This window comes from Myxococcus hansupus (genome assembly GCF_000280925.3).
Taxonomy (GTDB): Bacteria; Myxococcota; Myxococcia; order Myxococcales; family Myxococcaceae; genus Myxococcus; species Myxococcus hansupus.
Genome location: NZ_CP012109.1, coordinates 9,031,139 through 9,056,658, shown reverse-complemented (window position 1 = coordinate 9,056,658; position 25,520 = coordinate 9,031,139). Strand labels below are relative to the sequence as shown.

The following is a 25,520-nucleotide window of genomic DNA, read 5'->3' as shown; positions in this document are numbered from 1 at the left end:
CCGGGGTGGCGCGCTACCGGCCGCCGCCCATGCTCAGGCCCACCAGGAGCAGCACCGCGTAGAGGCCGAAGACGAGGCCGCAGGACAAGAGCGGCACCGCCAGCGCGCCCAGCGCCGCGGTTCCCCAGTTCGTGCGGTGCAGGGCCCGGTACGCGTAGATGCGCAGGCCCAGGGACCAGAGGGGCGAGACGTACGCGCCACAGAGGGGAATCAAGCCCACCAGGAACGGAGACAGGGACAGCGCGTTGGCCCTCAGCGTGACGGAGAAGGGCTGCCCGGTGCCCTGCAGCCGGAACACCAGGTGGTCCAGGCCCGAGTTCACGATGGTGGTCGCGACGCCCATGACGGGCGCCATCACGAGGCCCACGCACATCAACCCCAGCCACATCAAACGCATCGCGTCTGGATTGATGTTGTCGCTCTCCGCCAGCTCCCGAGGGATGGCGAACACGAGGGTCATGTAGAGGAGAATCGTGGTGAAGTAGCCCACGAAGTAGCTCAGCGCCGCGAACCCCAGCGAGCTGCCCACCGAGCCGTCCGGCCGCGCGCGCTCCAGGGTGGCCGACGGGCGAAACAGCACCGCCAGACACGTCTGCCAGAACGCCTTCAGCGTCCCCAGCTCGGCGCGCTGGTCCCAAGGCAGGGCATCCTCGGGCACGCGCTCATGGCACGAAGCGCAGAGGGGCTCGTCCCGATACCCCTTCCGCAAGCACTTCGCGCACGCGAAGCTGCCGCACCGGGCGCACGCGTGCAGGCTGCGCAGCTCCGGGTGGACTGCGCACACCGGGTCGGAGGAGCCGGGCGTGGCCTCCATCACGAGTGAGTTGCCGCACCAGGCACAGCGCTCCACACCGGGGACGACGAGGGCCTGACAGCGGGGACACGGAATGCTCATACGTGCCGCCATCCTCGCATGAGTCCTCCCGGTGAGGCCGGAGTCTCCCTTTCGTTTTCGCGCGCCCCCAGGGCCGCTTACAAGGACAGACCATGAACCTGACCGCCCTCGCCTCCGTCCTCCTGCTGTCCGCGCCTGTCCTGGCCGCCGAGCCAGCCGCCCAGGCCCAGGACAAGGCCGCCCTCGAAGCCGACATCCAGCGCACGATGGAGACGATCGAGAAGAACAGGGACCGCACCTTCCCCATCCCCTGTGGTCAACCACCGATGCGCCCCGAGCGCATCAGCGGCGAGGACCTCGATTTCGCCCCCGCTCAACTCGCGCGCCTCGACGAGGACCAGACCACCTACCAACTGAGGTGCACGTTCAAGCTCGACGGGAAGGCCACGCGCTGCTTGATGTACGAGCCATCGCTGGGCCTGGACGCCAAGAACCGCGAGCGCATCAAGCAGTGGCGCTTCAAGCCCGCCATGTACAAAGGCGAGCCCAACGCGGTCATCTGCACTGTGTCGGGAAAGCTGACGCCGCGTCCGCAGAACTGAGCGGAGACGGCGCCCCCGGTCACTTCCCGGCGGGCACCACGCCGTGGTCGTCCGGCACCGCTCCGCCGCCCGGCGTGTCGCTGACGGGCGCGACGGGCACCACCGCCGGCTTGGGCGCCTTCCGCGCGCGCTCGGCCTCGCGCTGCGCCGTCGTGGCCGCGGCCTTCCTCCCGAGCGACTTCTCCCGCCGCGCCAGGGCATCCCAGAGCTCTGGCGCATCCGGATGCAGCAGCACCCCCGCGCGCAGCAGTCCCGCGGCCACGGCGGCGGACTCCACGTTCGCCAGGCGCTTCAGGAAGTTCCTCGGCGCGAGCGCCAGGGCGCCCTGCGGCGTCGTCACCGCCTCGCGAAGGTGCGGCAGCACCGCGTCCTCCGGGTTCGCCGTCAGCAGCGCCTCGGACAGCGCCCAGCGCGCATCCAAGCCCCGGGGCTGAAGCTCCACGGCGCGCTCCAACCAGCGCCGGCGGAGCACCTGCTGCTTGCGCCAGGCGAAGCCGTCCGCGATGCGCAGCAGCTCATCCGAGTAGTCCGGATGGAAGCCCGGCGAGGCCGCCACGGACTTGCGCAGCGCGGCCCAGTGCGACTCCGGGCTCTTCTCCTCGTCCAGGCGCACGCGGTCCAGTGAAGCCACCTGCGCGCGCCTCCACACCGTGGAGAGCCGGAGCACATCTCCCCGCAGCGGCTCACCGAAGCACTCCGCGCTGGGCACCTTCTCCGCGCCACACGCGGCCAGGTAGTCCGCGAAGAAGGCCAGCGGCCCCTCGGCGGAATACGCGCTCAGGCGCTCCGCGCCGTGGAGCTTCTCCAACGTGCGCGCCATGTGCGCGCCCACGTGGATGAAGGCCGCGCCCGAACGGGGCTCGTGACCACCGCGGACGCGCTCCAGCGCCACGCGCGTATCCCGGCCAATCTCCTTCCGGCTCAGCATCGCGGAGACACTCGCGAAGGCCCCTGGCAGGTCCGCCACCTCGGGCAGCGAGCCTGGACCGCGCGTGGCCCACTGGTAGTAGGACAGTCCATAGCTGGCGACGCGGTTCAGCCCTTCGTTCACCACCGCGTCCACCGGGTCCGAGACATAGGCGTCGCGGCGCGTGAGGGCGTCATCGACCAACTGCTCCATCAACCGGTTGGTGAGCCGGCGCATGCGCCGGGCTTCGCCCTCCACGTTGGTGGCCAGCGCGATGACCGTGTCCTCGGCGGGGAGCATCATCAACATCGTGCTCGTTTCGGGCTGCCCTCCCGCGTGCGCCACCACGTAGTGGCCTCGCACCGGATAGGTGGCGAAGCCCATGCCGTAGTCGGTCAGGCGCCCGTCGGTGGTGGCCATGGAGGTCTGCATCCGGCCCATGGTCTCGCGGGACACCAACGTGTGCGCCAGCACGGCCCGGCCGAAGCCCAGCATGTCCCCCACCGTGGCCCGCGTCCCACCGCCCGCGAAGCGGCTGGTCACGTCGAGCAAGCGCGAGGGCTTCAGCTTCCCGCCCACCACCCGGTAGCCCTTGGCATGGTGCTCATCCCGCGTGGCCAGGATGTCCAGGTCCGCGAACGGCATGTCCGCGGGCTTGAAGAGGTGCTCGCGCACGTAGTCCCGGTAGGACTGGCCGGAGGCGGTCTCCACCACCCCGCCCAGCAGGTTGAAGCCCCACGTCGTGTACAGGTAGCGGGTGCGCGGCTCGAAGACGAGCGGCTTGCTCGCGAAGACGGCGATGGCCTCCGCGGAGTTCATCGCCTTCAAATTGCGGGTGGCGGCGGGCCCGTCGTACGTGGGCACACCGCTCAGGTGCCCCAGCAAATCCCTCACGGTGACGGGCCACTGCTTGCCCGGATATGCCGGCACCAGCGTGGTGACGTTGGCGTCCAGGTCCAGCTTCCCCTGCTCCACCAACTGGAGCACCGCCACCGCGGTGAAGGACTTGGTGACGGACGCCATGCGGTACGTGGTGCGCGGCGTCGCGGGGAGGCGGCGGGCCACATCCCGATGGCCGTAGGCGCACACCCAGCGGTACGCCCCCCGCGTGACGCCCACGGACAGGCCCGCGACGGGCCCTTGCGACAACTCGGCGCGGACAATCGAGTCCAGCGCGGTGCGCACCTCCTCGGGAAACGCGCGCGGCGAGGCCTCGTCGTCGCCGGGACCGGGCTCACACGTCATCTCCAGCGCGGCGCGAGGCGCGGCGGCCCAGGCCGAGGGGCTCGAGAACACCAGCAGCGCCACGGCGCTGAACTTCACCCACCCTCCACTCATGGCGTGACCTCCACGCTGGTCTCGTTCGGGGAGGCGACCGCGACGCCCGGCGCGAACGGCGGCGTCTCCACATAGGCGCGCAGTAGCGCGTCGGTGACGAGGTGCCCCAGCACGTCCAGCCCCGCGCCACGCGGGTGCACCAGGTCCTCGTGCATGAAGCCCGCCTCATGGAAACGCACCAGGGCCCCCTTTCCGCCCATGGCGGCGTAGAAGTCGAAGAAGGCGCACCCTTCAGCGAGCGCGACCTCCCGCTCCGCCGCGTTGACGGCCTCCAGCGAGGGCCGCTGCGTCAGCGACTGGGCCTTCGCGTCGGGCCCGCGCACCGCGTCCATGGGCCCCACCAACAGGCAGGCGCTCTGGGGCGCGGCGGCCCGCGTGCGGCGGAGCAACGCGCTCAGGTCCGCGCGCAGCTTCTCCATGTCCAGGCGCTTCCACTCGATGCGCTTGGACTCATTGCCGCCCAGGAAGAAGACCAGCAGCTTGGGGGCGCGCTCGGCGAGCTGGGACGTGAGCGCCGCGCCGTCGATGCGCGCGTAGAGCCCCGCGTCCGAGGACGGCACGCCCAGCGTGTCCAGGACGATGCCGGGCCGCGCGTGCTGCAACACGACGCCCTGCACCACCGCGCCCTGGCCCTCGGCCACCACGTCCAGCGTCCGTCCGCCTTCGGGCAACACGAAGGCCGTGGCGCGCGACGCGCCGTCACCCGTGGGCTCGGTCCGCGCGAGCACCTGGCCCTCGCTCATCACCGTGAGCGCCCCGCCGCCGGGCACATCCAGCCACCACAACGTGCCGCGCGCCTCGCCCTCCAGCTTGAAGCGGCTGCGCGCCTTCGCGCGGGTGGCCACGTGATACACGCCGCTGATGCCGAAGGCATGGGGCGGCGCGCGCAGCTCCCCCAGCGTGCGCGGCTGCCATCCGCTGCTGCTCGCGCTGGTGCGGCCCCGCCCGCCGTAGGGCGCCATGCGGTCCACCAGCAACACCCCCCGCCCCGCGCTCCCGTAGGCCGTGGACAGGTCATCCCGCAGCACGTCCACGATGCGATCGCCGGCGATCAACGAGTTCCCGAACGCCTCGATGACGACCGGGCCCGAAGCCGTCCCAGCGGCCAGCGCGTCCAGCGCGGTGAAGAAGGGCGCCAGCGCCGTGCGCGCGCAGCCACCGCCCGAGGGCGTCACACACGGGTCCTCGACCCGGGCGCCGGGTGCGCCCAGCTTCTCGGCCTGGGCCTGCACCACCCCGATGCGATCGGGCCGAACGGGCATCACCCGGCGGAACACGGGCTCGGGGGCCGGTTTCGGGGCGGGACTCTCCACTGCGGGGGCCGGGGGGGTGGCGGCGCGAGGCGGGGACCCGATGTCACAGGCGGTCAGCAGCCCACCGAGCAGGACCGGGAACCAGGTCCGCCGGCCGCCCCGCCCGACTTCCAGATGCGTCATGTAGGCAGCAGCGTAGACGAAAGCCCCTGGCCGCGCATGTTCCCGGCCGCCGTCTCCCCGCCTGCTGGAGGGGCGGGCCCGGGGCTCGCACTCCGCGTTCCTGGCCCCCGTGAAGTGGTGCCTCTGAGTCATTGGAAGTTGCGGGAGAAACGGCCCGGCGCAAATGCAGGGTCAAGCCCCGAACATCCTCCCTTCACTTGGGACCGGGATGCCCCAAATTATCCGTTCCCTCTTATGGAGAAACGGAACAACAGGGTCGCCAACTGGACGCGCTTGCATCGCCGGTTCGGCGACCACGTGCGCAAGCTCCGGACGGCCCGGGAACTCACCCAGGAGTCACTGGCCGAACGCAGCGACTTGTCTGTCGATGCCATCCGGCGGATCGAGCGGGGTTCCTTTTCTCCCTCCCTCGACACGCTCGGCAAGCTCTCCAAGGGGCTCGACGTCTCCTTGAAGACGCTCTTCCAGGGCTTCGAGCGCGAGCGCTCCAACGCCGTGGCGGAAATCTGCGACTTCCTGTCCCTGCGCTCGGGGCGGGAGGTGGACCTCGCCTGGCGCGTCATCCAGGCGATGTTCGAGGAGCGCTGAGCCCGTCACGCTTTCATCACCCTGTGGCCGGTACACCCAACGTCGCGGCTCATGAAGGGCCGCGACGTGGCTGTTCCTCACAGGAATCATCATGACCATGCTGACGAAGTTCTTCGCGGGTGCCTCCTTCATCTTCGCGCTCACCTTCGCCCCTGGCGTCCAGGCGCAGTCCTGTGCAGACGTCTGCACGTGCACGTCGGCTTGCAACACGCCGTGCCAGGACATGGGTGAGCGCTCCCGGTGCGGTTCGGCGGGCATGCCGTGCGTCGGCAACTGCGCGAAGGCCGACCCGCGGGCGTCCGCGGATTCGCAGACGTCGTCCGACGACGCCCAGAAGGCGTGTGACACGCAGCAGAACGCCGACAAGGCCTCGACCGAAGTCGAGAGCTGAGCCGGACTCAGGGGTTTCCAGGGGGTCAGGATGCGCCCACCGCACCTGCCCCCCTGTCTCTGGCCGCGTTGGAGGGAGCTCGGCCAGGGTGATAGTCTTTGACCTCACATGACCCCGCTGATGAATCGAGCCGCCAACCTGCTGTGGACCCTGGCGGTCCTCGCCGTGGTGGGAGGTACCGGCGTGTGGGTGTACCGGCACGCCTCGCTGGGAACGGGCCCCGCCCTCGAGGCCGGCGGCCACTACCTGCGCGATGTGATGTCACCGCTCTTCGCCGCGAGCGTGGCCCTGGCCTTCGGCTTCAGCTACGCCTCGGGTGTGGCGGCCCGCCGCGCGCGGCACCGGGAGCCCAAGCCCAAGCCGCTGGCCAAGGGACCGAGCCTGTCTCCGCTGGAGGTGCTCACCCATGACACGGCCACCGCCGTCAGGACCCTGCTGACGGAGCTGGGCCAGCGACTGCGCCGCATCGCCGCGAAGCCCGATCCGGACATCATCGGCTTCATGGGCCAGTTGATGGACGGCGCCATCCGGCTGGGCGCCAGCGACGTCCACATCCATCCGCTGGAGGCGGGAACGCGCATCGCCTTCCGCATGCACGGCGTCCTGGAGGAAGTGCTCACCTTCCCGCGTGAGCACCATTCGCGGCTCATCAACCGCGTCAAGGTGCTCGCCAAGCTGCCGCTCTACGACCTCGACAAGCCGCTGGACGGGCACTTTCCCTTGTCCACGGACGAGGGCCCCGCGGACATCCGCGTCTCCATCCTCCCCACCAACCACGGCGCGGCGGTGGCCCTGCGCATCGCGCGCACCGGCGTGCGGCTGCCCCAACTGTCGGCGCTCGGCTTCCCCGAGGCCCTGCTCTCCAAGTTCCAGGAGCGGCTCGCGCTTCCCCAGGGCCTCATCCTGGTGGCGGGCGCCACCGGCAGCGGCAAGACGACGTCGCTGTATGCCTCGCTGGGCCACATCCAGCAGTCGCGCGGCGAGCTCACGCGCATCGCCACCATCGAAGACCCCATCGAGTTCGACGTCCCGCTCTTCGCCCAGACGCAGGTCAACGCCGCGCAGGGCTTCACCTTCGCGCAGGGCCTGCGCGCGGTGCTCCGGCAGGACCCCAACGTCATCATGGTGGGCGAGATTCGCGACTCGGAGACGGCCCGCACGGCCATCCAGGCGGGCCTCAGCGGTCACCTGCTGCTGAGCACCATCCACGCGAACTCGGCCGCGGGCGCCTTCAACCGCCTCATCGACATGGGCGTCGAGCCCTTCCTGCTCGCCTCCGCGACCGCCGCCACGCTGTCCCAGCGGCTGGTGCGAAGCCTGTGCCCCCACTGCCGGGCGCCCCAGCCGCTCACGCCGGAAGAGGCGGTGCGGTTGGACGCCGCGGGCCTGCCCCGTGGCAACTTCTTCGGGCCCGTGGGCTGCGAGCGCTGCGAGGGCAGCGGCTACCTGGGCCGCACCGCCATCTACGAGATGCTCGTCATCTCCCAGAACATCCGCGACGCCATCAACGCCAAGGTGCCCAGCTCCCGCGTCCAGGAGATCGCCGTCCAGGAGGGCATGGTCACCCTGCTCGCCGCGGGCGTCGAACGCGCGCGCGACGGCACCACGTCCCTGCGGGAAGTCTTCCGGGTGGTGGGCGGATGAACGCATTCCGAGGGAGCACCCCGACATGAGCACCTCTCCCACGCCCAGCCACGGCCGCCCCACGCACAACGCGTCCTCCGAGCCCGACACCTGGTCTCAGTCCCTGATGGGGCGCACCGAGGAGCTGGCCCACCTCCAGGCGCAGCAGGCCCAGACGGCCGCGTCCGACGACGACGCGGCCACCGCGCCGGGACGGCACCTGCCCGTGGAGGGGAACGCGGCGCCCCGGCGCAAGCTCGTCAACGTCCCGCCACCGCCTCCGCCGCCCAGCGCGCTGGCCGCGGCACTCCGGCTGTGCGGCGCCGCCGCCGCCGTGGTGGCCGCGGGCATCTTCGCGCTGCCCGCGCTCCAGAAAGCAGGCGAGGCGCCGCCCACGCGCGAGGAGCTGGCCACGGCCCGCCCCGAGACGACGCTCGCGCCGCAACTCGACACCCCCGTCGAGGTCCGCGAGGGCGAGGTCCATGCGCAGCACGCGTTCATGGAAGGCGTCAGCGTGCTCATGGTCGACACCCTCCCGCCGGGAGCGACCCTGTTCGTGAACGGCCGAAGCGAGGGCGCCACCCCGCTGACGGTGACGCTGGACTGTCTGGCGGGCACCCCCGTGGCGGTGAAGCTCACGCGCCGGGGATTCAGCCCACTCGAGCACACGCTGACCTGCCGTCAGGACACGATGACGCAGCTCACCGGCAAGCTGCGCAAGGCCCGGGGCGGCGCGAAGCCGTGAGCGCCGCGCCGGGTGCTCAGGAGCGCCGCTCGCCCGTCAGCATCGCGGCCACCTGCGGATCCAACTGGAACGATTCGAAGAAGCGCTCCGCGTCCTGCGGGGGCTTGCCCTCGGGGTGCAGCAGCAACTGCTGATAGAGGCGCGGCCCCACCAGGAAGAAGCGCCCGCGCAGGTGACGCGGGCCGGAGATGCCTTCAATCTCCCAACCCGGGAAGCCGCTCAGCATCAGCGGACGCGAGGACAGCCCGGTGGCGCCCAGCGCCTCCAGCGCCCCGTTGCTGGCGCGGGCCACCACGTCGCGCGGGTCGGCCTGGGCCACGGCGGCGGGCGGGAAGTCCGTGTAGGAGACGTAGTACGCGGTGTCCACGTCCGGACGGACGGAGATGAAGGTGTGGAGTGTCACCGCGCCGACATCCGTCTCCTGCGAACGGCGCTCCTCGCTCACCGGCCTGGGAATCGCGACGGAGAAGCCCCCTTCCGTGGACTGGACGACAGGCTCGGAGGACTCGGGCTTCGCGGCGGCCGGCGCCTGCTGACGGGAGGCACACGCCCCCAGCCCTCCCAGGGCCAGGAGGGCGGCAAGCGGCGCGGCTCGGCGCAGGTTTTTCATAAGGGCAGGCGACTCCTGATGGTTGGGCCCCGAAGGTACGTCGGGCCTTGCCGGAACGCATCCGCCCTCTGCGCGGGGACGCGCGGCATGCGACGCTTCGCCCCACCCAGGGGTGCCTCAGTGCAAGGCGTCCTGGGGAGGCGTCAGCCCCCCGCCCTCTTCCGGATGCCGCGGCGCCTCGGAGGCCAGGGCCAGCCGCACGGAGAAGACGGAGCCATGGCCCGGCTCGCTCACCACGTCGATGCTGCCACCATGGGCCTCGACGATGCGCCGGGCCACCGACAGTCCCAGGCCCACCCCCGGCGCGCGCTGACGCGCGTTGCCCGCGCGCTGGAAGGGCGCGAAGAGCAGGCGCTTCTCGTCGTCGGAGATGCCAATGCCCTGGTCCGTCACGCACAGGACGGCCTCCCCCTGCTCCCGGCGGACGAGCACCTCCACGCTGCTGCCCCCCGGTGAGTACTTCAGCGCGTTGCTGATGAGGTTGTGCAGCACCTGCTCCAGCCGGGCCGCGTCGGCCCGCACCAGCACGGGCGCGTCCGGCAGGGACAGGCGGAGGACATGGCCGGTGTCGCCGGAGCGGTAGAGCTCCACCACCTCGCGCGCCAGCTCACACGCGTCCCGAACCTCCGGCCGCAGCTCCAGCCGGCCCGCCTCGATGCGGGTGGCGTCGAGCAGGTCCCCCACCATCCGGTCCAACCGCTCCACCTGCCGGCCCACCAGGGCCAGGGTGCGGTCCATGCGCTCGGGGGTGAGCTGGGCGCGGCTCCGGTCCGTCAGGGCCGTGGACAACTTGAGGGCGGACAGCGGGTTGCGCAGCTCGTGGGCCACGCCCGCGAGGAAGGCCAGTTGCTGCTCCTGCTGGTGCGTCAGGCTGTTGGCCATCTCGTTGAACGTCCGGGCCATGTCGCGCAGCTCGGTGGGCCCCGCCTCGGGCGCGCGGGTGCGCTTGCTGCCCGCGCCGAAGCGGCGCATGGACTGGCTGATGTCTCGCAAGGGCTGGAGCGCCACGCGCCGGAGCAACAGGCTCACGACGAGCACGCCCACCAGCAGCAACACGCAGAGCACCACCCCTGCGGAGTCCGCCATGGTGTTCCACCGCTCCGCCTGGAGCCGGGCCACGCGCGCGCCTTCCACGTTGATGGCGATGACATGCTCCAGCCCGCCCAACGCGGCGTCCAGCGCCGGCCCCGCGTCCTTCTCCGCCCGCGCCGGGTCCCACTGCGAGGAGAAGTAGACGTCCACGTCCCCACGAACCGCGTCGAGCTGCCCGCGCTCCTCCTCGGTCGCAGCGATGCGGCGCAGCGACCCGATTTGTTGATACAGCGAGGCCTCGAGCTCGATGCGAGTGAGTCCACCGGGGCCACGCGGTACCTTCGTCGGGCCCTCGCGCACCATCCGGTCGTGCGCCAGCAGCCCGACCTCCAGCTCCTCGGACAAGCGGATGCCTTCCACGGCGTCGCCCAAGGTCGCGGCGGAGCGGTCCAACACGGCCGTCAGGATGACGAGCAAGGCGGCGGCGGACAGCGTCAACAGGGCCAGGATGCCCATGGTCGCGCCCAACCATGCCCGCAGGCTCATGGAGCCCGCCTGTCCAAAAGGAACCTTCAATGCGCCCCCACCGGCATTCCGGGACGCGAGAAGCGCCCCGATTTCTGAGAGGAGGAACACGCCTGGTGCCCGCGGGATTCGCGGACCCGACAGCAGGCGGGCATGGGCCCGGGAGTCCCGGAAAAGGGGACCGCCCCCGGCACCGCCAGCCATGCTAGGGAGGGGCGGTAGACGAGCGAGAGGGCTCCATGGACATCATCTCCCAGCCGGTACGCACCCTGAAATTCGATGGCTTCTGGCGCTGGCTCCAGGAGCACACGCACTGCATCCTGCGGTGCGGCTCCGTCGACGCCATGCTGTACGACCACGACGACTTCCACTGGGCCCTCCTGGAGGAGGAGCGTCAGCACATCGTCCAGGTCCTCAAGGGCAAGGTGCTGGTGGGCGAGCTCATCATCCCCGGCCGCGAGGTGACCGAGGTGAACGTCGCCCCCGACCCGGACACCGGCACCCAGGGCCACTTCCTGGTCGAGCTCATGGGCGGACCGAAGGAAGACCCGCAGGCGCTCTACCACTTCATCATGGCGCACGGCATCGACCCGGCGCCGGGCCACAAGGACCTCAAGCACTGAGCACGGTGCGCTCGATGAGCGTCACCGCGTCTTCCGTCCCGCTGAGGTAGAGGCACGGACCTCTGACGGGACGGCTGGACGCGAGCTCCGCGGCCCGGGCCACCAGTTCGTCCACGGAGCCCGCCAGCTCCTCGGGACGCAGCCGCACGGCCTGCCTGTCGTAGAGCCGAGACCGCGCCAGCGCCACGAAAGGCGTTCCCGTGGCGCGCGCCTCCTGCACGGTGTTGTAGCCGCCCGCCCCCACCAGCACGTCCACGCCCGGGAGCACCGCCAGCGCGGGCCACACGACGGCCCTCTCGGCGCGGCTCGACCCAGGCGCTCCCTCCAAGTCCACGTCCAAGCCGGGAGGCACCAGCCACCGCACCACCGCGTGAGCGCCCAGCGTCGCCTCCAGCCGCGACGCGATGCCCCCCGCCTCCTCCACCTCCTCCGGCGTGCCACACCCCATCACCGCCACCAGGGGGCGCGCGTCACCGGCCCGCACGTCCAGCCGGGCCCGCGCGGCGCCTCGGGACAGCAGCTCCCCGGCGCGCAGCAGCAGCCAGGGCGCGGTCCGCACGGCGCGGGGATGTCTGCCGAAGGGCGCGTCCTCGCCCGGGACGAGCAGCAGGTCGAACGCGTCCACCGCCCGCGCCAGGCCGTACTTCTTCACGTACACGGGGTTCACGTCGCGGTGGACCAGCACCTTGCGCGCGCGCATCCGGGCCAGCAGCGGCACCAGCTCACCGCCGAGCCCTCGGGGGAAGGTGTCCACGACGAACAGGTCCGGGCGCACGTCCTCGAGACACCGCGCCACCACTTCGCCCACGCCCGCCTTGCCCAACGCGGGACTCAGGCGAAGCACCTGGACGCGCGGCCCCAGCACGTCCTCCAAGGGCAGCCCGGGCGCGAAGGGCGTGTTGATGAGCAGGACCACGCCGTGGCCCCTTCGGGCCGCCGCACGCGCGAGCGCGGAAGCACGGGTGAGGTGCCCCATGCCGCCTCCCAGCGCGTAGATGAGCCAGCGGCCCACCATCAGCTCCCGCCCATGTCCTCCTCGAAGGAGGCGTCGTCCTCACGGCGGAGGCTCTCACCGTCGGCTTCGGTGAAATCGTTGGCGTCGTGAGACGAACCCCGGCCCCACGAGGAGCCGGCCGAGGCGGCGCCGTAGTACCCGTAGTTGTTGTAGTAGTAGCTCGGGTCGTCCTCGTCGGCGGCGTGCGAGTCCTCCGTGGAGTCCTCATGCTCCCGGGCGCACTGGGCGCAGAGCGACTCCCCGCCCACGGACGTCAGGTGCGCATCACACAGCGGCTTCGCGCACCGCATGCACGCCATGGCCGCGTCGCCCCCACAGGCATGGGAGAACAAGAAGCCCACGTTCTCCTGACAGACGAAGGCGCTCATGGGGAGGACGGCTCCGTCGAACGCGGAGCCTGGAGGTGGAAGAGCAACGCCACGCGCAGGGGCAGGTCCATCGCCTCGAACGCGAGACACGCGACCGCCTCGGCGTCCAGCAGCGACTTGGTGGAGAGCTGCGTACGGCCCTCGGCGTCGCGCAGCGACACCTTGCCCTCGCGAATCTTCACGCGCCCCACCTCCGCGCCCGCGCCGTCCTGGATGCGAGCGCCTTCATCCTCCGGCCACATCGAATACAGGAGCTGGCCCTTCATGTCGTTGAGCCGCCAGCCCGCGCCCTGCCGGGCGAGCGTGAAGAGCACCTGCTGCTGCTCGCCATCCCGCACGGTGAGCGCCCCGCCCGCGGACCCCACGACGTAGCCCAACGCCACGTCATCCGGGCCGGAGACCTTCAGCGCCGCGCCCTTCCACTTGAGGCGCGCGATTTCACGGTCGTCCGCGTCCACCAGCTTGGCGCCATCCTCCTTGGGCTTGAGGGAGAAGCGCTCGCGGCCACCGTCCTCCTTGAACTTGACCGTGCCTTGGAGCCCCACCGCGGCCGAGGCCGAGCCAGGGCCCGCCTTCGCAGCGGCTTCTCGCGGCGCCTCGGCCTCGCCCTGGCGCGTGCACGCGGTGGCACCCGTGAGCACCACGAGCGAACCCATGAGGAACAAACGGCCCATGCCCATCATCACGAAGCCTTCGCCTGCTTGTGCAGGTGCTTGGAGTAGTTGAGTACCTGGTAGAGGCTCAGCAACATCATCACCACCGCCTTCGACGCGTCCGGGGCGGCATCCTGGGCGAGCGTGCCCGCCGTCCAGTTCTCGTCCAGCCGCGCGCTCAGGAGCAGCCGGTCCTCGCTCAGTTGGAGCCGCGCGACGGAGACCCCCTCTGGCAACTTCAGGTACTTCCGGGCCTCCGGCTCCAGCAGCGCGAGGTCCGGATACCGCTCCGCCTTCACGCGAAGCTGAATCTGGATGACGACCCAGCCCTTCTTGCGGAACTTCGTCTTGTACTTGCCGCTGATGCTGCGACGCGTGCGCGAGCGCTTCTGGAGGCGCTGCACCATGCCGATGCTCAGGTGCGTTCCATCCAGCAGCCGCGTCTGGAGCGTCAGCCAGGGGTCAGCGAAGTCCTCGGCCTTCCAGCCGCTCGGCGTGACGCGATTGCCCAGCTTCTTCTCCGGCAGGTCCACCCGGCGGAAGTCCATCGACAGCGTCACGGGCGCGGTGGGGCCAATGTCCCGGCGCAGCCGGTGAATCACCTGGCCGGCCAGCGTGTAGCGGCGGTTGTCCAGGTCGAGACGGCGGTAGCCGAGGTATCGCACGAGGCAGCCCACCGTGCCCACGAGCAGCAACCCCAACGCGCCCAGGGTGAGCATTCCCAGGGGGTCCTCCTCCGGCCCCGCCACCGTCATCACCCAGGTGATGAAGGCCACGAAGGCGGCGGCCAGACACAGCAGGGTCGCCTGCCCCCACGCCTTCCTCAACCGCTCCACATCCGTGTCGAAGAGGCCAAGCTGCTCGAGGTCGGCCCGCAGCTCGGCGATGGGGCCGGCGCATCTGTAGACTTGCTCCTTGCGGAACCGGTCGATGTTGAAAGCCACGGTGAGTTTCGCCCCCTCGGCGTCTCGGAAGTATTCGGAGCGTACGGGTCCCCTCCAGCAGGGTCAAACCCTCGTGTTTGCTGGACCGGCCAATGCGCGATAGCAACGCCGATGTGTCTCCCATTCCCGACACCGGCATTGTCTACGCGTCGTTCGACCGCTTCCCTTCGCCCAAGGGCGCGGCGGTGCACATCCGCGCCTTCGTCGAGGCCCTGGGCGCGGCGTTTGGCCACGTGGACCTGGTCGCGCTCCGGGACAGCAGCACATCGCCCACCGGCCCGCTCGCCCTCACGGAGGGCGTGACGTATCACCCGCTGGAATCCCGGGGGAAAGACCTGGTGGCGCAGGCGCTGTCATTCCGCTCGCACCTGGCGGAGTGGTGGCGAGGACGTCCGCGCGCCGCCGTGGTGCACGTGCGCTCCATCTTCGAGGGCTACCCCGTCGCCTGCCGCAAGGAGGCCCTCACGGAGGCGCTCGTCTTCGAGGTGAACGGGCTGCCTTCCATCGAGCTGAAGTACCACTACCCGGACGTCGCGGACGACGCGGAGCTGCTGCGCAAGCTGGTGGCCCAGGAGGACGTGTGCCTGTCGCGCGCGGACCTGCTGCTGACACCGAGCGAGGTGACGGCGGAGTACCTCGTGACGGCGCGAGGCGTGGAGGCCTCACGGGTGAAGGTGATTCCGAATGGCGCCGACCTGGAGGTGTTCCGCTACGCGCCCCCGCGCGCTCCCGAGCCGGGGCGTCCCGTGCGGCTGCTGTACAGCGGCACCATGACGTCGTGGCAGGGCGTGCATCACGCCATCGAGGCGTGCCGGCTGCTGCGGCGGGAGGTGCCCACGGTGCTGACGCTGGTGGGGCCGCTGCGCAGGCACGCGAAGCGGGCGCTGTTGGACCGGTGCGGCGACCTGCTGCTGGAGGGCGCGGTGGAGCTGCTGGAGCCCCTGCCCCAGGTAGAGCTGGCGGCGCTGCACCACGCGTGTGACGTGGTGCTGGTGCCCCTGCCCGTGAATGACCGCAACTGCGTGCAGGGCTGCTGTCCGCTGAAGCTGTTGGAGGCGATGGCCACGGGGACACCGGTGGTGGCGAGCAACCTCCCCGTGGTGCGCACCTTGGCCGAGCCCGACGAGGTGATGTTGATACGGCCGGGCTCCGCGAAGGCCATCGCCGAGGCGGTGAAGGCCTTGCTCGCGGACCCGACCCTGGGCCCCGCGCTGAGCGCCAAGGCCCGGGCGCGGGTGGAACGGGACTTCCCTTGGAGCCGCGCGGGGGAGGCGCTGGTGCGCGTCTACGAAGAGCGGCTCGGGATGGCGCGGGCCAGGATGCGCCGGAGCACCTCGGCTTCGGCCTCGGCCTGAAAGCGCGCTTCGATGCGCTGACGGGCCGCGACGCCGAGCGCGGCGCGCTGCTCGGGAGGCAGGGAGAGCACGTCGAGACACGCCTGCCCCAGGTGATTGAGCAAGGCCTTGGGGACGATGAAGCCATTGCGGCCCGCGTCCACGGCCTCGGGGATGCCGCCCGCGTCACTGGCGACGACGGGCCGGGCGCAGGCCATGGCCTCCAGCAGGGCGTTGGGCATGCCTTCCCACAGGGACGGCTGGAGGTACACGTCACACAGGCGCAGGTGCGCGGCGATGGACTCCGGTGTGTCGAGCGGCCCGGAGATGAGGATGCGCGCGGCGTCCTCGGGATGCTCGGCGCGGAAGGCGACCAGGTGCTCGGCGTCGCGCGGCCGCACCTCACCGATGACGAGCAGGCACGCGGGCCGTACGCGGCGCACCTCGGTGAGGGCGGAGAGCAGGAAGGGCAGGCCCTTCTTGTGACGAAGCTCGCCGGAGAAGCCGAGCACGGCTTCATCGGGAGCGATGCCCAGCCGCTCCCGGAGCGCGGGGTCCGCCGGACCGGGCGAGAAAATGGCGGTGTCCACGGCGTTGGGGACGACCTCGACCGTCTCTTCTCGGCCCAGGAGCATGCACATCTTCCGGCCGAGGTCCGCGGACGCAGCCGTGAGAATACGGGCCCGCTGCAGGGTCCACAGCAGGCGCGCGAAGTCGCCCGGAGGGAACATGAGCTGGTCCACGTCATTGCCCCGGGCGCTGACGACGGAGGCGATGCCCACGGACTCGGCGAAGGCGACGGCGAGGAACCCGGGCGGGAACAGGTAGTGCCCCCACACGAGGTCATACCGCTGCTTCGCGTGCAGGTAGCCGAGCACGTCGAGCGTGTGCTGCATGGACAGGTCCGTGCTGCCGAAGAGCCCCAGCCGGTGGAGCGTCACGCCGCGAGCGAACGGGGAGATGTCTCCCGCGTCGTCCACGGTCTGCAACGCACCCGGCGCGGCGGTGCGTGTCCACGCCAGCACGTCCACCTTGGCGCCCAGCTTCACCAGCGAGCCCGCCGTGCGCGCCCCACTGCGAGCCAGGCCTCCGATATCGGGCGGGAAGCGTTCAGCGAGGAGGAGGACACGCGGGCTGTCGGACATGGCCCGTGCACCCTACCTCCGTCGCGAGCCCGCTCCACGCGCAACCTGAATCACACGACCGGCTGCCTGGCCTGTGGCACGCGGGGGCGGAGCGAGAAGTCCTTGCGCGTGAGACCTCGCCAGAGCGCCTCGAGCGGGCCGCGCCCGAAGTGCCGCAACCAGACGTTCGCGAGCATCACCTGCAGTCCCCAGAAGACGAACGGAGCCAGCAGGAGCGCCAAACGGCTCCACGTTCCAAAGGCGCCCAGGCCGTGACCTCCGAACACCAGCGTTCCGACGATGGACTGCATCAGGTAGGCGGTGAACGCGACCTTGCCGAGGGACGCGATGGCACGCGTGGGCGAAGCCTCCGCGAAGCGCCGGGCCAGCCCCACCACCGTGACGCCAATCGCGATGGCCAGCGGGACCGCGCCCAACTCGTGCAGCGCCTGGGCGACCAACCAGGCACGCGGTGCGAAGCCCCAGACAATCTGCACCGCCAGACCCGCGGAGGTCACCGCAAGGCCAAGCCCACCGAGCAGCAACGCGCCTCGGGGTGACACGAAGCGTCCTTCGAACACCCCGAACTGAAGCCCCGCCATGCCGAGCAACATGCACCCCGCCGCCCTCCAGCCCGTTTCAAAGACGAGGTGGAAGGTCTGGGCCGAGAAGGCCAGCTTCGCCCGAACGGGCAACTGCGCCATCCAGTCCCCACCGAAGGCCGCGAGTTCTCCCGGGACCGAGCCTCCACCAAGGACCTCGCGGATCCCGCCGACCACCGAGGGCGGAAGGTGTTCGAACCCCAGGGCAACCGCCAGGGAGAGCGCGGGCCCGACGGAAACGAGCGCGAGCCCCAGACGCAACTGCCGCCCGGGAGACCAGGTGCGCGCACCGACAATCAGCATGCCGACGACGCCGTAGGTGAACAGGATGTCGCCGTACCAGACGCCATAGGCATGCACGAGCCCGAAGACGACCAGCCACGCGAGCCGTTTGCGGGGACGGACTTCATCGCCGCCCAGCACCAGGGACGCGCCGAAGAGCATGGCGAACAGATTGAGGAACTTGCAGTCGAAGAGAAGACGCCCGAGCGCCCAGGCAAGACCGTCCGCGCCTTCGAGCGAACCGAACACCGTGGGATTCAGATAGGCCGCGAAGGGCATCGAGAAGGTCTGGATGTTCATCACGAGGATGCCGAGCAGGCAGAAGCCTCGCAGGACATCGATAGGGGCAAGACGAGAACGCTGGCTCATGCACTGAAAATTATGAATGAATGCTCGCGTTCGATACTCGCAGCGGACTCGCGTTCGAGAACCCCTGCCCAGGATGGCGGCGATGCGCACGAAAACCCGTAGCCCCAGGCGAGATGGCGCCCGCAAGCAGCCCTCGCAGGTCCGCAGCAAAGCGCTGGTCGATGCCCTGATTCAAACGACAGCTCGCGTTTTGCTCCGAGATGGCTGGCAGGCGATGACCACCAATCAGATTGCCCGCGAGGCAGGCGTGAGCGTGGGCAGCCTGTACCAGTACTTCCCGAACAAGGAGGCACTGCTGCTCGCGCTGGTCGAGCGAATCGCCGATGAGATGACGGCGCGGTTGATTGAGGTGGGCACGGCGTTGGGCGACGCGACGGTCGACGAGGGCATCACGACGTTCGTGCGCGCGGCCCTCGACCTCTCCCGGCGCGACGCCCCGCTTTACCGGGCAGTGCTCATCGAACTGCCTCGCCAGGGCACACTGGAACTCTTCGCACGTGTCAATCGACGGCTCGCGGACGCACTGGCCGACTGGCTGGTGGTTCGGCGCGACGAGCTCGACGTCGCCGACCCATCACTCACCGCGCACATCCTGATCACCTCGATCGACGCGCTCACCGACCATGCCTTGCTCTTCCAGCCGGAGCTGCTCGACAGCCCGCGCTTCGAGCGTGAGCTGCGTGCACTGATGGCCGGCTACCTGGGTGTACGGCGCGCACCGGCGGCTCAGCGGAGCCCGCCTCGCCGCCGCCGTACGACTTGAAGCAGTGGCCTCCGCCCCAACGGAGGCCACTTCCCACCCACCGTCACTGCCCGAAGCCCCCCAGCGCCGTACGGCTGAAGCTCGCGGCCCCCTGACTCACGCGCGCGGCGGACTGGCTGAACACCTGGAACGCCGCGCGTATCTCCTGAGCGCTCTGCCCTGGCGTGAGAATCCACTTGTCATCGATGCCCATGTCCCGGAACACGCGGCGGAAGTCCGTGCTCCCATCGCTGATGCCCATGCCCGCGACGATGTGGTTCTCCGCGCGCTTCAGGTCCTTCACCACCGCCGCCACGTCCCGCGCCTTCGCGTTCATCGAATGCGCGTCGCCGCCGTCCGTAATCAGCAGCGTCACCGTCCGCACCGGAACGCCGTTGGCGCTGAACTCCTGCGCCTTCGCCAGCACCGTGCCCAGCAGCACCACCGCTTGGTCATACAGGGGCGTGCCCTGGTCCGCCCGGTAGTTCTTGCCATGCATCCGCACCACGTCTTCCACGGGCCGGAACGGGTTCAGCACGAACCCATTGAGGTAGCGCGTGTGGAAGAGGACGCCATCCTTCTGCTTGCTCGCCAGCAGCGCGTCGAGCACCAGGTTGTGCCCATCACACACCGTCTTAGAGTGCCCCGCGTAGTCGATGCTCCCCGAGTCATCCGGCATCACCGTCACCAGCACCACCTCACTGGCCTGCACGTCGTCCACGTTGACGCCCAGGCCCGCCTGAATCTGCGCGCCCAGGTCGACCACCGACAGCGCCTGCAACCCCGCCGGGCTCAGCACGCCCTCCGCATGCGCGTCATCGAAGAGCTTCTGGATGCCCGTGCCATTCGCCTTGCTGCCCATGTCCCACGCTCCTTTTCCCTCTTCCGAGGGCAGGGCTCCGCCCATCCCGCGCTGGCGAGACTTGTCAAAGCCCGTCATTGAATGAGTGTCTTTGCGTGCGCCGGAAGAATCAGGCGATGCGCAGGTCCGGCCAGCTCACCAGCGGGTCCGTGGACTTCACCAGGTGCATGCCCGCGTCAGCGAAGCGCTGGAGCGCCGCATCCGCCTGTGGCGTGAAATCCGCCGCGAAACCGCCCTTCCCATCCGGCACCGTCACCGACGACATGCAGTCCGTCAGCAGGTACACCTTGCGCGCCAGCGCCGCGTCCTGCGCGACAATCTCCCCGAGCAGGTCATCGATGGAGCTCTTCACGCAGTGGCTCGCCGCCTGGCCACCAATCACCACCGCGTCGGCGGTCAGCAGCGTCTTGAGGAACTGCGTGTTGCGCTGTGCCAGCGGCTGGCCGTCATGCCGACCCAGCACCTCCGGCCGCAGCACCGAGTAGTTCTCCGTCAGCGGATTGCCCCCCTTCACCTCCGCCCACGACTGCACGCCGCGAGCGAACGCGTGGAACAGCCGCGCCTCCTGCACCACACCGGCCAGTGCGTGCCCATCGCTGCCGAGCAAGCAGTGCGGCGGCCACAGGTACAACGTGTACTTCCCGGCCCGCTCCAGTTCCTCGCAGTAGTGCTTCACCTGCTTGAGCAGCCAGGGGTAGTTGCCGCCGCACAGCCACTTCGCCATCGCAGGATTGGGCCGCGCCTGCCCGCGCTCAATCTGCTCGCGCGTGACTTCGCGATACGGCGTCAGCGGCTGGTCATCCTGGTCCACCCAGAAGGCCGGGAAGAAAATCTGGTACGCGAAGTGGGTGTCCAGCGTCGTCGTCACGTTCGTCAGCGCGCCGAGGTTCCGGTAGATGAACTCCGCGATGCGGCGGCTGTCATCCACGGCGCCGCGCCCGCTGCGCCCCGCGACGTAGAGCGAACCCTCCGGGAAGCAGAAGTCCTTCTGCACGTCGATGAGGAGCAGGTGCAGGTTGAAGCTGTCCGTCGCGGACACCGTCAGGTTGTTCGCCGCGCGCCAGCGCCAGGCCTCCATCTGCAGCGTCCCGGCATTGGGGCCATACGCGTACTGCCCGGCATGGGCCGCATCGTAGAACCCCGGAAGCGGAAGCGACTTCACTTGCGTCTTCATCGTCCTACCCTCCTGTCTGGCGTGGAGACGCCTGCTCCACGCGGTCGAAACACATCCATTCACGCCATCCGCAGCGCGGTGATGTCCTGCCGCCCCACCACCGCCAGCCCTTGCTCCACGAGAAAGAGCGGGCTGCCCGAATCCACGAAGGGCTCGGTGTCGGGGAACTCGCGCACCATCTCCAACTGCCCCTGCCGCAACTCCACCCGCGCGAGCCCGGTGTCGGTGGCACAGAACAACGCATGCCCCACCGCGCACCGTCCTCGAGGGACGTTGCCCAACCACGAGCCATCCCCGGCGACCGCCACCGCGCTCGCGCGCACGCCACCGTCCGCGCCCACCACCACGCAGTGGTTCAGCGTGCGTCCGCCGGCTTCCTCCACCAGGAACAACCAGGCCTGGTCACCGTCGAAGACGCACTCCGCATCCACGAGCTTCCCCGAGGGCCACGGCAACACGAGGCCGTCCTTCAACCCCAAGCGCTCCGCGTCGAAGACGAAAGCGCCGCGCAGTCCAGCCGCCCGGTGAAAGCCCAACCCGAAGCGAGGCCCCACGAAGAGCCGCGTCTGTCCTTCGAGCACATCTCCGATGCGCTCCGGACCATGCGGCCCGTCCCGCCACAGGCCGCCCCCCACGGCCCAGTAGCGATGCCGGGCATTGGTGGCGAAGGCCGGTGTCCCCTCGGGCGCGTCCACCCCCACGCGCTCGGGTGGCCGGCCCGGTGCCAGCACCGCGACCTCGCCCCCTCGCCCCACCAGCGTGACCTCACCTTGCAGGGCCCAACGCAGCGACGGGTCCAGCAGTCCTCTCAGGACAACCCGCCCATCCTCGCGCCGGTACGCCCCGTCCGCGTGGTACAGCCAACGGAGGACGCCCTCTTCGTTGCTCGCGTGCACCAGCACGCCTCGCGTGGAGAACAAGCGCGTCGCCGTCACCTGCCCTCGAGCGGACGATACGGGCGTCGTGGCCGCCGTCGCGTGCGGGCGGCACATGGGGCATGCCGCGCGGGCGTGCTCGACACCACACGACGTGCACGGCGCGAAGCGCAGCGAGTCCAACAACGGAAGCGGAAAGGCACCGCGCCGGTCCTCCACGAAGACGCCGTACAGGTGGTGCAGCACCGTGTCTGGCAATGTCGCCAGGGGCAGCGCGGGCTTCGGGTACTGCACCTCCGGGTGGAAGACGGTGATGCGTTGGAGCAGCCGTCCCGCGGGCGTGGTCCGCGCCGTGAGGCTCTTGGGTTTGTGGACGCCGCCATGCGGCCCCACGCACAACAGGGACTGCATCACCGCGAGGGTATAGGCATACCAATCACTCTCAGGCGACGCGGGCCGCGAGGGCACCAGGCCCTGCGCACCGTTCTTCCCCAACCGCAGCGGGTCGAGGAACCGCTCGGTGAACACCGGACACAGGAACGCGCCGAACTGGAAGCTGTCCGCGTCGATGACGTAGGCATCCGACGTCCCCTCGACCAGCACGTTCAGGTCATTGAAGTCCCCCACCACCACACCCGCGGCATGCACCGCACCCAGCGTCCGGTGGAGCCCGCTCAGCACCTCGACGACACGCCCCGCCGTGGCGCCGGCCCTGCGGAATGATGGCTCACTGAAGCGCCGCAGCGGCTCCACGCCGTCCAGCTTGCGCATGGCGTAGCCCAGCACCGCCCGCCCTGATTTGTCCGTCGCCAGGGCCTGGGGCGACACCACCCGGCCAGGGAGTCCCACGGGAAAGGCGCGCAGCTTGTGCTGGTGTTCGTCCAAACGGACGCGGGCCGCGGCCTGCTCGGTGGGCAGGCCCATGTAATCGGGATGCTCAGGGGGCTTGAACACCTTGAGGGCACGGCCATCCCCCAGGTCGAACACATCCGCCTCGCCGCCCTTGCCCAGCGCCTTCGCGGGATTCAACCGGAACCGCTTTCCTTCGAGCCAGATGTCCATGGCCTCACGCCCTCCCCATGCGACGGCGCAGCACCACCAGCGTGGTGTCGTCCGGCAGCAAGCCCGGCGTGCGCACCACGCACTGCGTGGCGAAGTCAGCGCGGACGGATTCGCGGTTGAGCAAGGCCAGCCGCCGTCGCAGCGCGTCCGGGTTGGCGAAGTAGCGGTCCTCGGTCCAGAGCCGGGACAGCGGACCGACACACTCCTCACGCTCCGGCATTCGCGTGGTGGCCAGTTGCTCGAGGTCCACCACCCCATCGGTGCCCAACAGCAGCGCGTGGACGTCCTCGGTGGGCAGCAAGGCTTGCTGAATCAATGGCACGTCATCTCCGCCCACCAGCGCGTAGGCGAGGTACGGCGGCGCGTTCCCCGGAAACGGTCCGAGCGAACGCACCTCCCCATTGAGCGCCCACACGCCATCCCCCGCAGAGAAGACCAGCGTCGAGGCGGGCGTCATGACCGCGCCGACCACCGTGAAGAGGAAGTCCTTCACCGCCTCCCGGCCCAGGTCCTCGCGGAGCCGCGCCAGGAGCAGCAACACGTCCTGCCGGAGCGCGGGAAGAAAGTCGGGCGCGTCCACGGACTCGCCCGCCGCGAGCCGAGCCAGCGCCGCCCTCACCAACCCACGAACACCGAGCTGCGCTCCCAACTCACTGCACGCCTGGCTGCCACACCCGTCCGCCACCACGGCCACCAGCCCGTGCTCACTGGCGCGGACACACAGCGCATCCTGGTTGTTGCGTCCCGCCCGGGCGTGCTCCCGCCCCAGCACCGAGGCAGCGGCGATGTCGAATGGCAGCGCGGACATGGCTCTCCCGTGGCTCCGGCGGAGCACGTACAGCGGGACGGACAGTCACTGGGCGGCACGACGAGCCCCACGGACACCCCGTGGGCAGCGGCCCCTCACGAACCTGGGTCCACCCAAGTTCGTGTCTCAATGACACCAACATAGTGTCCGAATGACACAATGTCAATCCGCAGAGGGGCCCTGTCCCAGGGGAGGGACGTTGTTCAGGACTCAGAGCTCGAAGTTGAAGCCGGCCTTTTCCAACTGCTTGTACTTCTTGTGGTCGAACCGGTAGAGGCGCGCGGCGCGGTGGGAGACGTCCTGCTCCACCTCATCCAGCTCCTCGAGCAGGTCCATGGCGAGGATCTTCTTGCGGAAGTTCCGCTTGTCGAGCTCCCGCTCCAGGACGACCTCGTACAGCCGCTGCAACTGCGTCAGCGTGAACTTGGGCGGCAGCAGCTCGAAGCCGATGGGCTGATAGCGGACCTTCCCCTTGAGCCGCTGCAGCGCGGTGCCGAGCACGTCCGCGTGGTCGAACGCCAGCTTCGGCGTGTCCCAGACGGAGAACCACGCCGCCTCGCGCGCGTCCGTCGAGGCATGCGGCACGTGGTCACTGAGCTTCACGAGCGCGAAGTACGCCACGGTGACGACGCGGCCCCGAGGGTCTCTCCCCGGCGTGCCGAACGTGTAGAGCTGCTCCAGGTGGCCGGGACGGACGCCGGACTCCTCCTCCAGCTCACGGCGGGCCGCGTCGTCGAGCGACTCCTCCATCCGCACGAAGCCACCCGGCAGCGCCCACCTGCCGGCGAAGGGCTCCACGCCCCGGCGGATGAGCAACACCTTCAGGTCGTCGTCATCCAGACCGAAGACGACGCAGTCCACCGTCAGCGCCGGCCTCGGGTACTCATAGGTGTAGCTCACGGGTCCATCCGTTCCGGGCTGCGAGGGGGCTCCTCGCATAGTGTCCGGAACACACCCGGGTCAAGCCATGGGCGACGGGTCGGCCTACAGGTGGACCATGCGCGACAACTGGCGCCAATCCACGAGCTGGACGCTCTCCTCGGCCAGGTCGAACTCCAGCGAGCGGCGCATGCCAATCACGTCCCCGCCCATCTGGAACGGCACCTCGCGATCGAAGTCCATGCGCAGGCGCTGGACGAACCAGTCATGCATGTGGGGCATCGGGTGCTCGCCCCGCCAGAGCCGGAACATGTTCCGGGTGGCCTCCAGCACACCCCCGCCGTAGACGCGCACGGACAGCCGGTGGGGCACCGCTTGTGCGAAGGGGAACGCCTTGAAGCCGAAGCCCCACTCGGTCGTGGTCGCCGCGCCCGCGACGCCCGCGGGGCCCCGGTACAGGAGCGCGCCCTTGTCTCCGTGGGGCACGGGCTGCACGGAACCGCTCGCGTCCACCGTGAGCGCGGGCTCCCCCAGGTTGTAGACGGACACCATGGGGTTGCCCTCGCCGAAGACGTGGCGCGGCACCGTCCGGGTGAACATGGCGCCCAGATACCCGCGGAGGCCCGCCTGGGTGCTGCGCAGGGGACCGGAGGCGGCGAGCTGGTTCTTGAAGTCCTGAATCATCTCCGCGTCCCAGCCGGTGCCCGCGAAGGGGGCCACCTTGCCCTCGACGCGAACCAGGGAGAAGGGACGCAGGGGGGGCAGGCGCTCGCCCACCGCGGCAATCTGCTTCAGGGCCACGGCGGGCCGGGGCGCGCCGGTGACTCGGGCCCAGGCGTTGCCCGTGCCCATGGGGAGCACGCCGATGGCCGGCAGGGCGACGCCCGCGGTCCGCAGCTCGTTGAGCAGCCCCGTAATCGTCCCGTCTCCACCGCCCGCGAGCAGCAGGGCGGGCGGGTTGGGCCGGAGCGTGTCCGAAATCCACGCTCGGGCCTCCTCGAGCGAACGGGTGAGCGCCACGCGAGCCCGCGGAAGGAAGCGCTGAACCAGCCCTCCCATGCCTTCGGAGCCCCGGCGTGCACGCAGGTTGACGAGGACGGCGATGTCGTTCATGGCGGGCGGGACTCTCCCCACGCTTTGTCATGGCCCTGTCATGGCGTCGCAACGCGTGA

General features: G+C 70.1%; 25 protein-coding genes. 8 read left to right on the top strand and 17 right to left on the bottom strand.

Annotated elements, in window-relative coordinates; genetic code table 11:
- Nucleotides 1-13: 13 nt before the first annotated feature.
- Nucleotides 14-895: a YIP1 family protein gene (locus A176_RS35720; protein WP_002633937.1), complete on the bottom strand. Its 882-nt coding sequence runs from the start codon at nt 893-895 to the stop codon at nt 14-16.
- Between the two features lie 92 nt (nt 896-987).
- Here A176_RS35720 and A176_RS35715 point away from each other — a divergent pair, with 92 nt between their 5' ends.
- Complete coding sequence (locus tag A176_RS35715; protein ID WP_002633938.1) at nt 988-1,437, top strand: energy transducer TonB; 450 nt, start codon at nt 988-990, stop codon at nt 1,435-1,437.
- A gap of 19 nt (nt 1,438-1,456) precedes the next feature.
- Here the strand turns inward: A176_RS35715 and A176_RS35710 are convergent, their stop codons facing one another.
- Both A176_RS35710 and A176_RS35705 read right to left on the bottom strand, forming a co-directional pair.
- Nucleotides 1,457-3,682, bottom strand: coding sequence for a serine hydrolase domain-containing protein (locus A176_RS35710; protein ID WP_044889954.1), 2,226 nt, complete (start codon nt 3,680-3,682; stop codon nt 1,457-1,459).
- Nucleotides 3,679-5,118 carry a GDSL-type esterase/lipase family protein gene (locus tag A176_RS35705; protein WP_044889955.1) on the bottom strand — a complete coding sequence of 480 codons (1,440 nt, stop codon included), beginning with the start codon at nt 5,116-5,118 and terminating at the stop codon, nt 3,679-3,681. Before A176_RS35705 ends, A176_RS35710 begins: the two co-directional genes overlap by 4 nt.
- A 273-nt stretch (nt 5,119-5,391) precedes the next feature.
- Between A176_RS35705 and A176_RS35700 the strand changes: the two genes are divergently transcribed.
- The 4 genes from A176_RS35700 to A176_RS35685 all read left to right on the top strand — a co-directional run bounded on the left by A176_RS35700 (nt 5,392) and on the right by A176_RS35685 (nt 8,465).
- Nucleotides 5,392-5,706: a helix-turn-helix domain-containing protein gene (locus tag A176_RS35700; RefSeq protein WP_275472527.1), complete on the top strand. Its 315-nt coding sequence runs from the start codon at nt 5,392-5,394 to the stop codon at nt 5,704-5,706.
- A gap of 91 nt (nt 5,707-5,797) precedes the next feature.
- Entirely contained in the window at nt 5,798-6,097 is a 300-nt protein-coding gene (locus A176_RS35695; RefSeq protein ID WP_044889957.1) for a hypothetical protein, read from the top strand.
- 120 nt (nt 6,098-6,217) lie between these two features.
- Complete coding sequence (locus A176_RS35690) at nt 6,218-7,741, top strand: GspE/PulE family protein (protein ID WP_021781214.1); 1,524 nt, start codon at nt 6,218-6,220, stop codon at nt 7,739-7,741.
- A gap of 25 nt (nt 7,742-7,766) precedes the next feature.
- Nucleotides 7,767-8,465, top strand: a complete 699-nt coding sequence (locus tag A176_RS35685) for a PEGA domain-containing protein (protein ID WP_002633943.1) — start codon at nt 7,767-7,769, stop codon at nt 8,463-8,465.
- A gap of 16 nt (nt 8,466-8,481) precedes the next feature.
- Here the strand turns inward: A176_RS35685 and A176_RS35680 are convergent, their stop codons facing one another.
- Both A176_RS35680 and A176_RS40940 read right to left on the bottom strand, forming a co-directional pair.
- The gene (locus tag A176_RS35680; RefSeq protein ID WP_002633944.1) at nt 8,482-9,075 is read right to left on the bottom strand and encodes a hypothetical protein; all 594 of its coding nucleotides are present in this window, start codon (nt 9,073-9,075) and stop codon (nt 8,482-8,484) included.
- A 117-nt stretch (nt 9,076-9,192) separates the two neighbouring features.
- Nucleotides 9,193-10,653, bottom strand: a complete 1,461-nt coding sequence (locus A176_RS40940) for a HAMP domain-containing sensor histidine kinase (protein ID WP_002633945.1) — start codon at nt 10,651-10,653, stop codon at nt 9,193-9,195.
- Nucleotides 10,654-10,871: 218 nt separating this feature from the next.
- Between A176_RS40940 and A176_RS35670 the strand changes: the two genes are divergently transcribed.
- Complete coding sequence (locus tag A176_RS35670; protein ID WP_002633946.1) at nt 10,872-11,255, top strand: hypothetical protein; 384 nt, start codon at nt 10,872-10,874, stop codon at nt 11,253-11,255.
- On the opposite strand, the gene A176_RS35665 is transcribed toward A176_RS35670, so the two are convergent.
- The 4 genes from A176_RS35665 to A176_RS35650 are packed head-to-tail and all read right to left on the bottom strand — an operon-like array spanning nt 11,245 to nt 14,235.
- Nucleotides 11,245-12,270: a hypothetical protein gene (locus A176_RS35665; protein ID WP_002633947.1), complete on the bottom strand. Its 1,026-nt coding sequence runs from the start codon at nt 12,268-12,270 to the stop codon at nt 11,245-11,247. The genes A176_RS35670 and A176_RS35665 overlap by 11 nt on opposite strands.
- Nucleotides 12,270-12,638 carry a hypothetical protein gene (locus tag A176_RS35660; protein ID WP_002633948.1) on the bottom strand — a complete coding sequence of 123 codons (369 nt, stop codon included), beginning with the start codon at nt 12,636-12,638 and terminating at the stop codon, nt 12,270-12,272. The genes A176_RS35665 and A176_RS35660 overlap by 1 nt, the downstream gene beginning before the upstream one ends.
- A complete protein-coding gene (locus A176_RS35655) occupies nt 12,635-13,312 on the bottom strand; it encodes a hypothetical protein (protein WP_226994089.1) in 678 nt (225 codons plus the stop codon). The genes A176_RS35660 and A176_RS35655 overlap by 4 nt, the downstream gene beginning before the upstream one ends.
- 8 nt (nt 13,313-13,320) lie before the next feature.
- Nucleotides 13,321-14,235, bottom strand: a complete 915-nt coding sequence (locus A176_RS35650; RefSeq protein WP_002633950.1) for a hypothetical protein — start codon at nt 14,233-14,235, stop codon at nt 13,321-13,323.
- Between the two features lie 92 nt (nt 14,236-14,327).
- On the opposite strand from A176_RS35650, the gene A176_RS35645 reads away from it, so the two are divergent.
- Nucleotides 14,328-15,590, top strand: coding sequence for a glycosyltransferase family 4 protein (locus A176_RS35645; RefSeq protein WP_226994088.1), 1,263 nt, complete (start codon nt 14,328-14,330; stop codon nt 15,588-15,590).
- On the opposite strand, the gene A176_RS35640 is transcribed toward A176_RS35645, so the two are convergent.
- Together A176_RS35640 and A176_RS35635 are read right to left on the bottom strand one after the other, a co-directional pair.
- Complete coding sequence (locus tag A176_RS35640; protein ID WP_002633952.1) at nt 15,521-16,714, bottom strand: glycosyltransferase; 1,194 nt, start codon at nt 16,712-16,714, stop codon at nt 15,521-15,523. The two genes, A176_RS35645 and A176_RS35640, sit on opposite strands and share 70 nt — an antisense overlap.
- 50 nt (nt 16,715-16,764) lie before the next feature.
- Nucleotides 16,765-17,946: a DUF418 domain-containing protein gene (locus tag A176_RS35635; protein WP_002633953.1), complete on the bottom strand. Its 1,182-nt coding sequence runs from the start codon at nt 17,944-17,946 to the stop codon at nt 16,765-16,767.
- 82 nt (nt 17,947-18,028) lie between these two features.
- Here A176_RS35635 and A176_RS35630 point away from each other — a divergent pair, with 82 nt between their 5' ends.
- Nucleotides 18,029-18,709 (top strand): TetR/AcrR family transcriptional regulator, encoded by a 681-nt coding sequence (locus tag A176_RS35630; RefSeq protein WP_044890013.1) that lies wholly within the window; start codon nt 18,029-18,031, stop codon nt 18,707-18,709.
- Between the two features lie 43 nt (nt 18,710-18,752).
- On the opposite strand, the gene A176_RS35625 is transcribed toward A176_RS35630, so the two are convergent.
- From A176_RS35625 to A176_RS35600, 6 genes are all read right to left on the bottom strand, one after another.
- A complete protein-coding gene (locus A176_RS35625; RefSeq protein ID WP_002633955.1) occupies nt 18,753-19,550 on the bottom strand; it encodes a hypothetical protein in 798 nt (265 codons plus the stop codon).
- A 109-nt stretch (nt 19,551-19,659) separates the two neighbouring features.
- Nucleotides 19,660-20,724: a cysteine hydrolase family protein gene (locus A176_RS35620; protein WP_002633956.1), complete on the bottom strand. Its 1,065-nt coding sequence runs from the start codon at nt 20,722-20,724 to the stop codon at nt 19,660-19,662.
- 59 nt (nt 20,725-20,783) lie between these two features.
- The gene (locus A176_RS35615) at nt 20,784-22,661 is read right to left on the bottom strand and encodes a hypothetical protein (protein ID WP_002633957.1); all 1,878 of its coding nucleotides are present in this window, start codon (nt 22,659-22,661) and stop codon (nt 20,784-20,786) included.
- A gap of 4 nt (nt 22,662-22,665) precedes the next feature.
- Entirely contained in the window at nt 22,666-23,469 is an 804-nt protein-coding gene (locus tag A176_RS35610) for a protein phosphatase 2C domain-containing protein (RefSeq protein ID WP_002633958.1), read from the bottom strand.
- A gap of 210 nt (nt 23,470-23,679) precedes the next feature.
- Nucleotides 23,680-24,369 carry an NUDIX hydrolase gene (locus A176_RS35605; protein WP_002633959.1) on the bottom strand — a complete coding sequence of 230 codons (690 nt, stop codon included), beginning with the start codon at nt 24,367-24,369 and terminating at the stop codon, nt 23,680-23,682.
- Nucleotides 24,370-24,453: 84 nt separating this feature from the next.
- On the bottom strand, nt 24,454-25,461 hold the full coding sequence (locus A176_RS35600; RefSeq protein ID WP_002633960.1) for a diacylglycerol/lipid kinase family protein: 1,008 nt from the start codon (nt 25,459-25,461) through the stop codon (nt 24,454-24,456).
- Between the last annotated feature and the right edge of the window lie 59 nt (nt 25,462-25,520).

What these genes read in the sequence shown, in the direction of transcription:
- A176_RS35720 (WP_002633937.1), bottom strand. Translation starts at nt 895, where the DNA reads ATGAGCATTCCGTGTCCCCGCTGTCAGGCCCTCGTCGTCCCCGGTGTG.
- A176_RS35715 (WP_002633938.1), top strand. Translation starts at nt 988, where the DNA reads ATGAACCTGACCGCCCTCGCCTCCGTCCTCCTGCTGTCCGCGCCTGTC.
- A176_RS35710 (WP_044889954.1), bottom strand. Translation starts at nt 3,682, where the DNA reads ATGAGTGGAGGGTGGGTGAAGTTCAGCGCCGTGGCGCTGCTGGTGTTC.
- A176_RS35705 (WP_044889955.1), bottom strand. Translation starts at nt 5,118, where the DNA reads ATGACGCATCTGGAAGTCGGGCGGGGCGGCCGGCGGACCTGGTTCCCG.
- A176_RS35695 (WP_044889957.1), top strand. Translation starts at nt 5,798, where the DNA reads ATGACCATGCTGACGAAGTTCTTCGCGGGTGCCTCCTTCATCTTCGCG.
- A176_RS35690 (WP_021781214.1), top strand. Translation starts at nt 6,218, where the DNA reads ATGAATCGAGCCGCCAACCTGCTGTGGACCCTGGCGGTCCTCGCCGTG.
- A176_RS35685 (WP_002633943.1), top strand. Translation starts at nt 7,767, where the DNA reads ATGAGCACCTCTCCCACGCCCAGCCACGGCCGCCCCACGCACAACGCG.
- A176_RS35680 (WP_002633944.1), bottom strand. Translation starts at nt 9,075, where the DNA reads ATGAAAAACCTGCGCCGAGCCGCGCCGCTTGCCGCCCTCCTGGCCCTG.
- A176_RS40940 (WP_002633945.1), bottom strand. Translation starts at nt 10,653, where the DNA reads ATGAGCCTGCGGGCATGGTTGGGCGCGACCATGGGCATCCTGGCCCTG.
- A176_RS35670 (WP_002633946.1), top strand. Translation starts at nt 10,872, where the DNA reads ATGGACATCATCTCCCAGCCGGTACGCACCCTGAAATTCGATGGCTTC.
- A176_RS35665 (WP_002633947.1), bottom strand. Translation starts at nt 12,270, where the DNA reads ATGGTGGGCCGCTGGCTCATCTACGCGCTGGGAGGCGGCATGGGGCAC.
- A176_RS35660 (WP_002633948.1), bottom strand. Translation starts at nt 12,638, where the DNA reads ATGAGCGCCTTCGTCTGTCAGGAGAACGTGGGCTTCTTGTTCTCCCAT.
- A176_RS35655 (WP_226994089.1), bottom strand. Translation starts at nt 13,312, where the DNA reads ATGGGCCGTTTGTTCCTCATGGGTTCGCTCGTGGTGCTCACGGGTGCC.
- A176_RS35645 (WP_226994088.1), top strand. Translation starts at nt 14,328, where the DNA reads ATGCGCGATAGCAACGCCGATGTGTCTCCCATTCCCGACACCGGCATT.
- A176_RS35640 (WP_002633952.1), bottom strand. Translation starts at nt 16,714, where the DNA reads ATGTCCGACAGCCCGCGTGTCCTCCTCCTCGCTGAACGCTTCCCGCCC.
- A176_RS35635 (WP_002633953.1), bottom strand. Translation starts at nt 17,946, where the DNA reads ATGAGCCAGCGTTCTCGTCTTGCCCCTATCGATGTCCTGCGAGGCTTC.
- A176_RS35630 (WP_044890013.1), top strand. Translation starts at nt 18,029, where the DNA reads ATGCGCACGAAAACCCGTAGCCCCAGGCGAGATGGCGCCCGCAAGCAG.
- A176_RS35625 (WP_002633955.1), bottom strand. Translation starts at nt 19,550, where the DNA reads ATGGGCAGCAAGGCGAATGGCACGGGCATCCAGAAGCTCTTCGATGAC.
- A176_RS35620 (WP_002633956.1), bottom strand. Translation starts at nt 20,724, where the DNA reads ATGAAGACGCAAGTGAAGTCGCTTCCGCTTCCGGGGTTCTACGATGCG.
- A176_RS35615 (WP_002633957.1), bottom strand. Translation starts at nt 22,661, where the DNA reads ATGGACATCTGGCTCGAAGGAAAGCGGTTCCGGTTGAATCCCGCGAAG.
- A176_RS35610 (WP_002633958.1), bottom strand. Translation starts at nt 23,469, where the DNA reads ATGTCCGCGCTGCCATTCGACATCGCCGCTGCCTCGGTGCTGGGGCGG.
- A176_RS35600 (WP_002633960.1), bottom strand. Translation starts at nt 25,461, where the DNA reads ATGAACGACATCGCCGTCCTCGTCAACCTGCGTGCACGCCGGGGCTCC.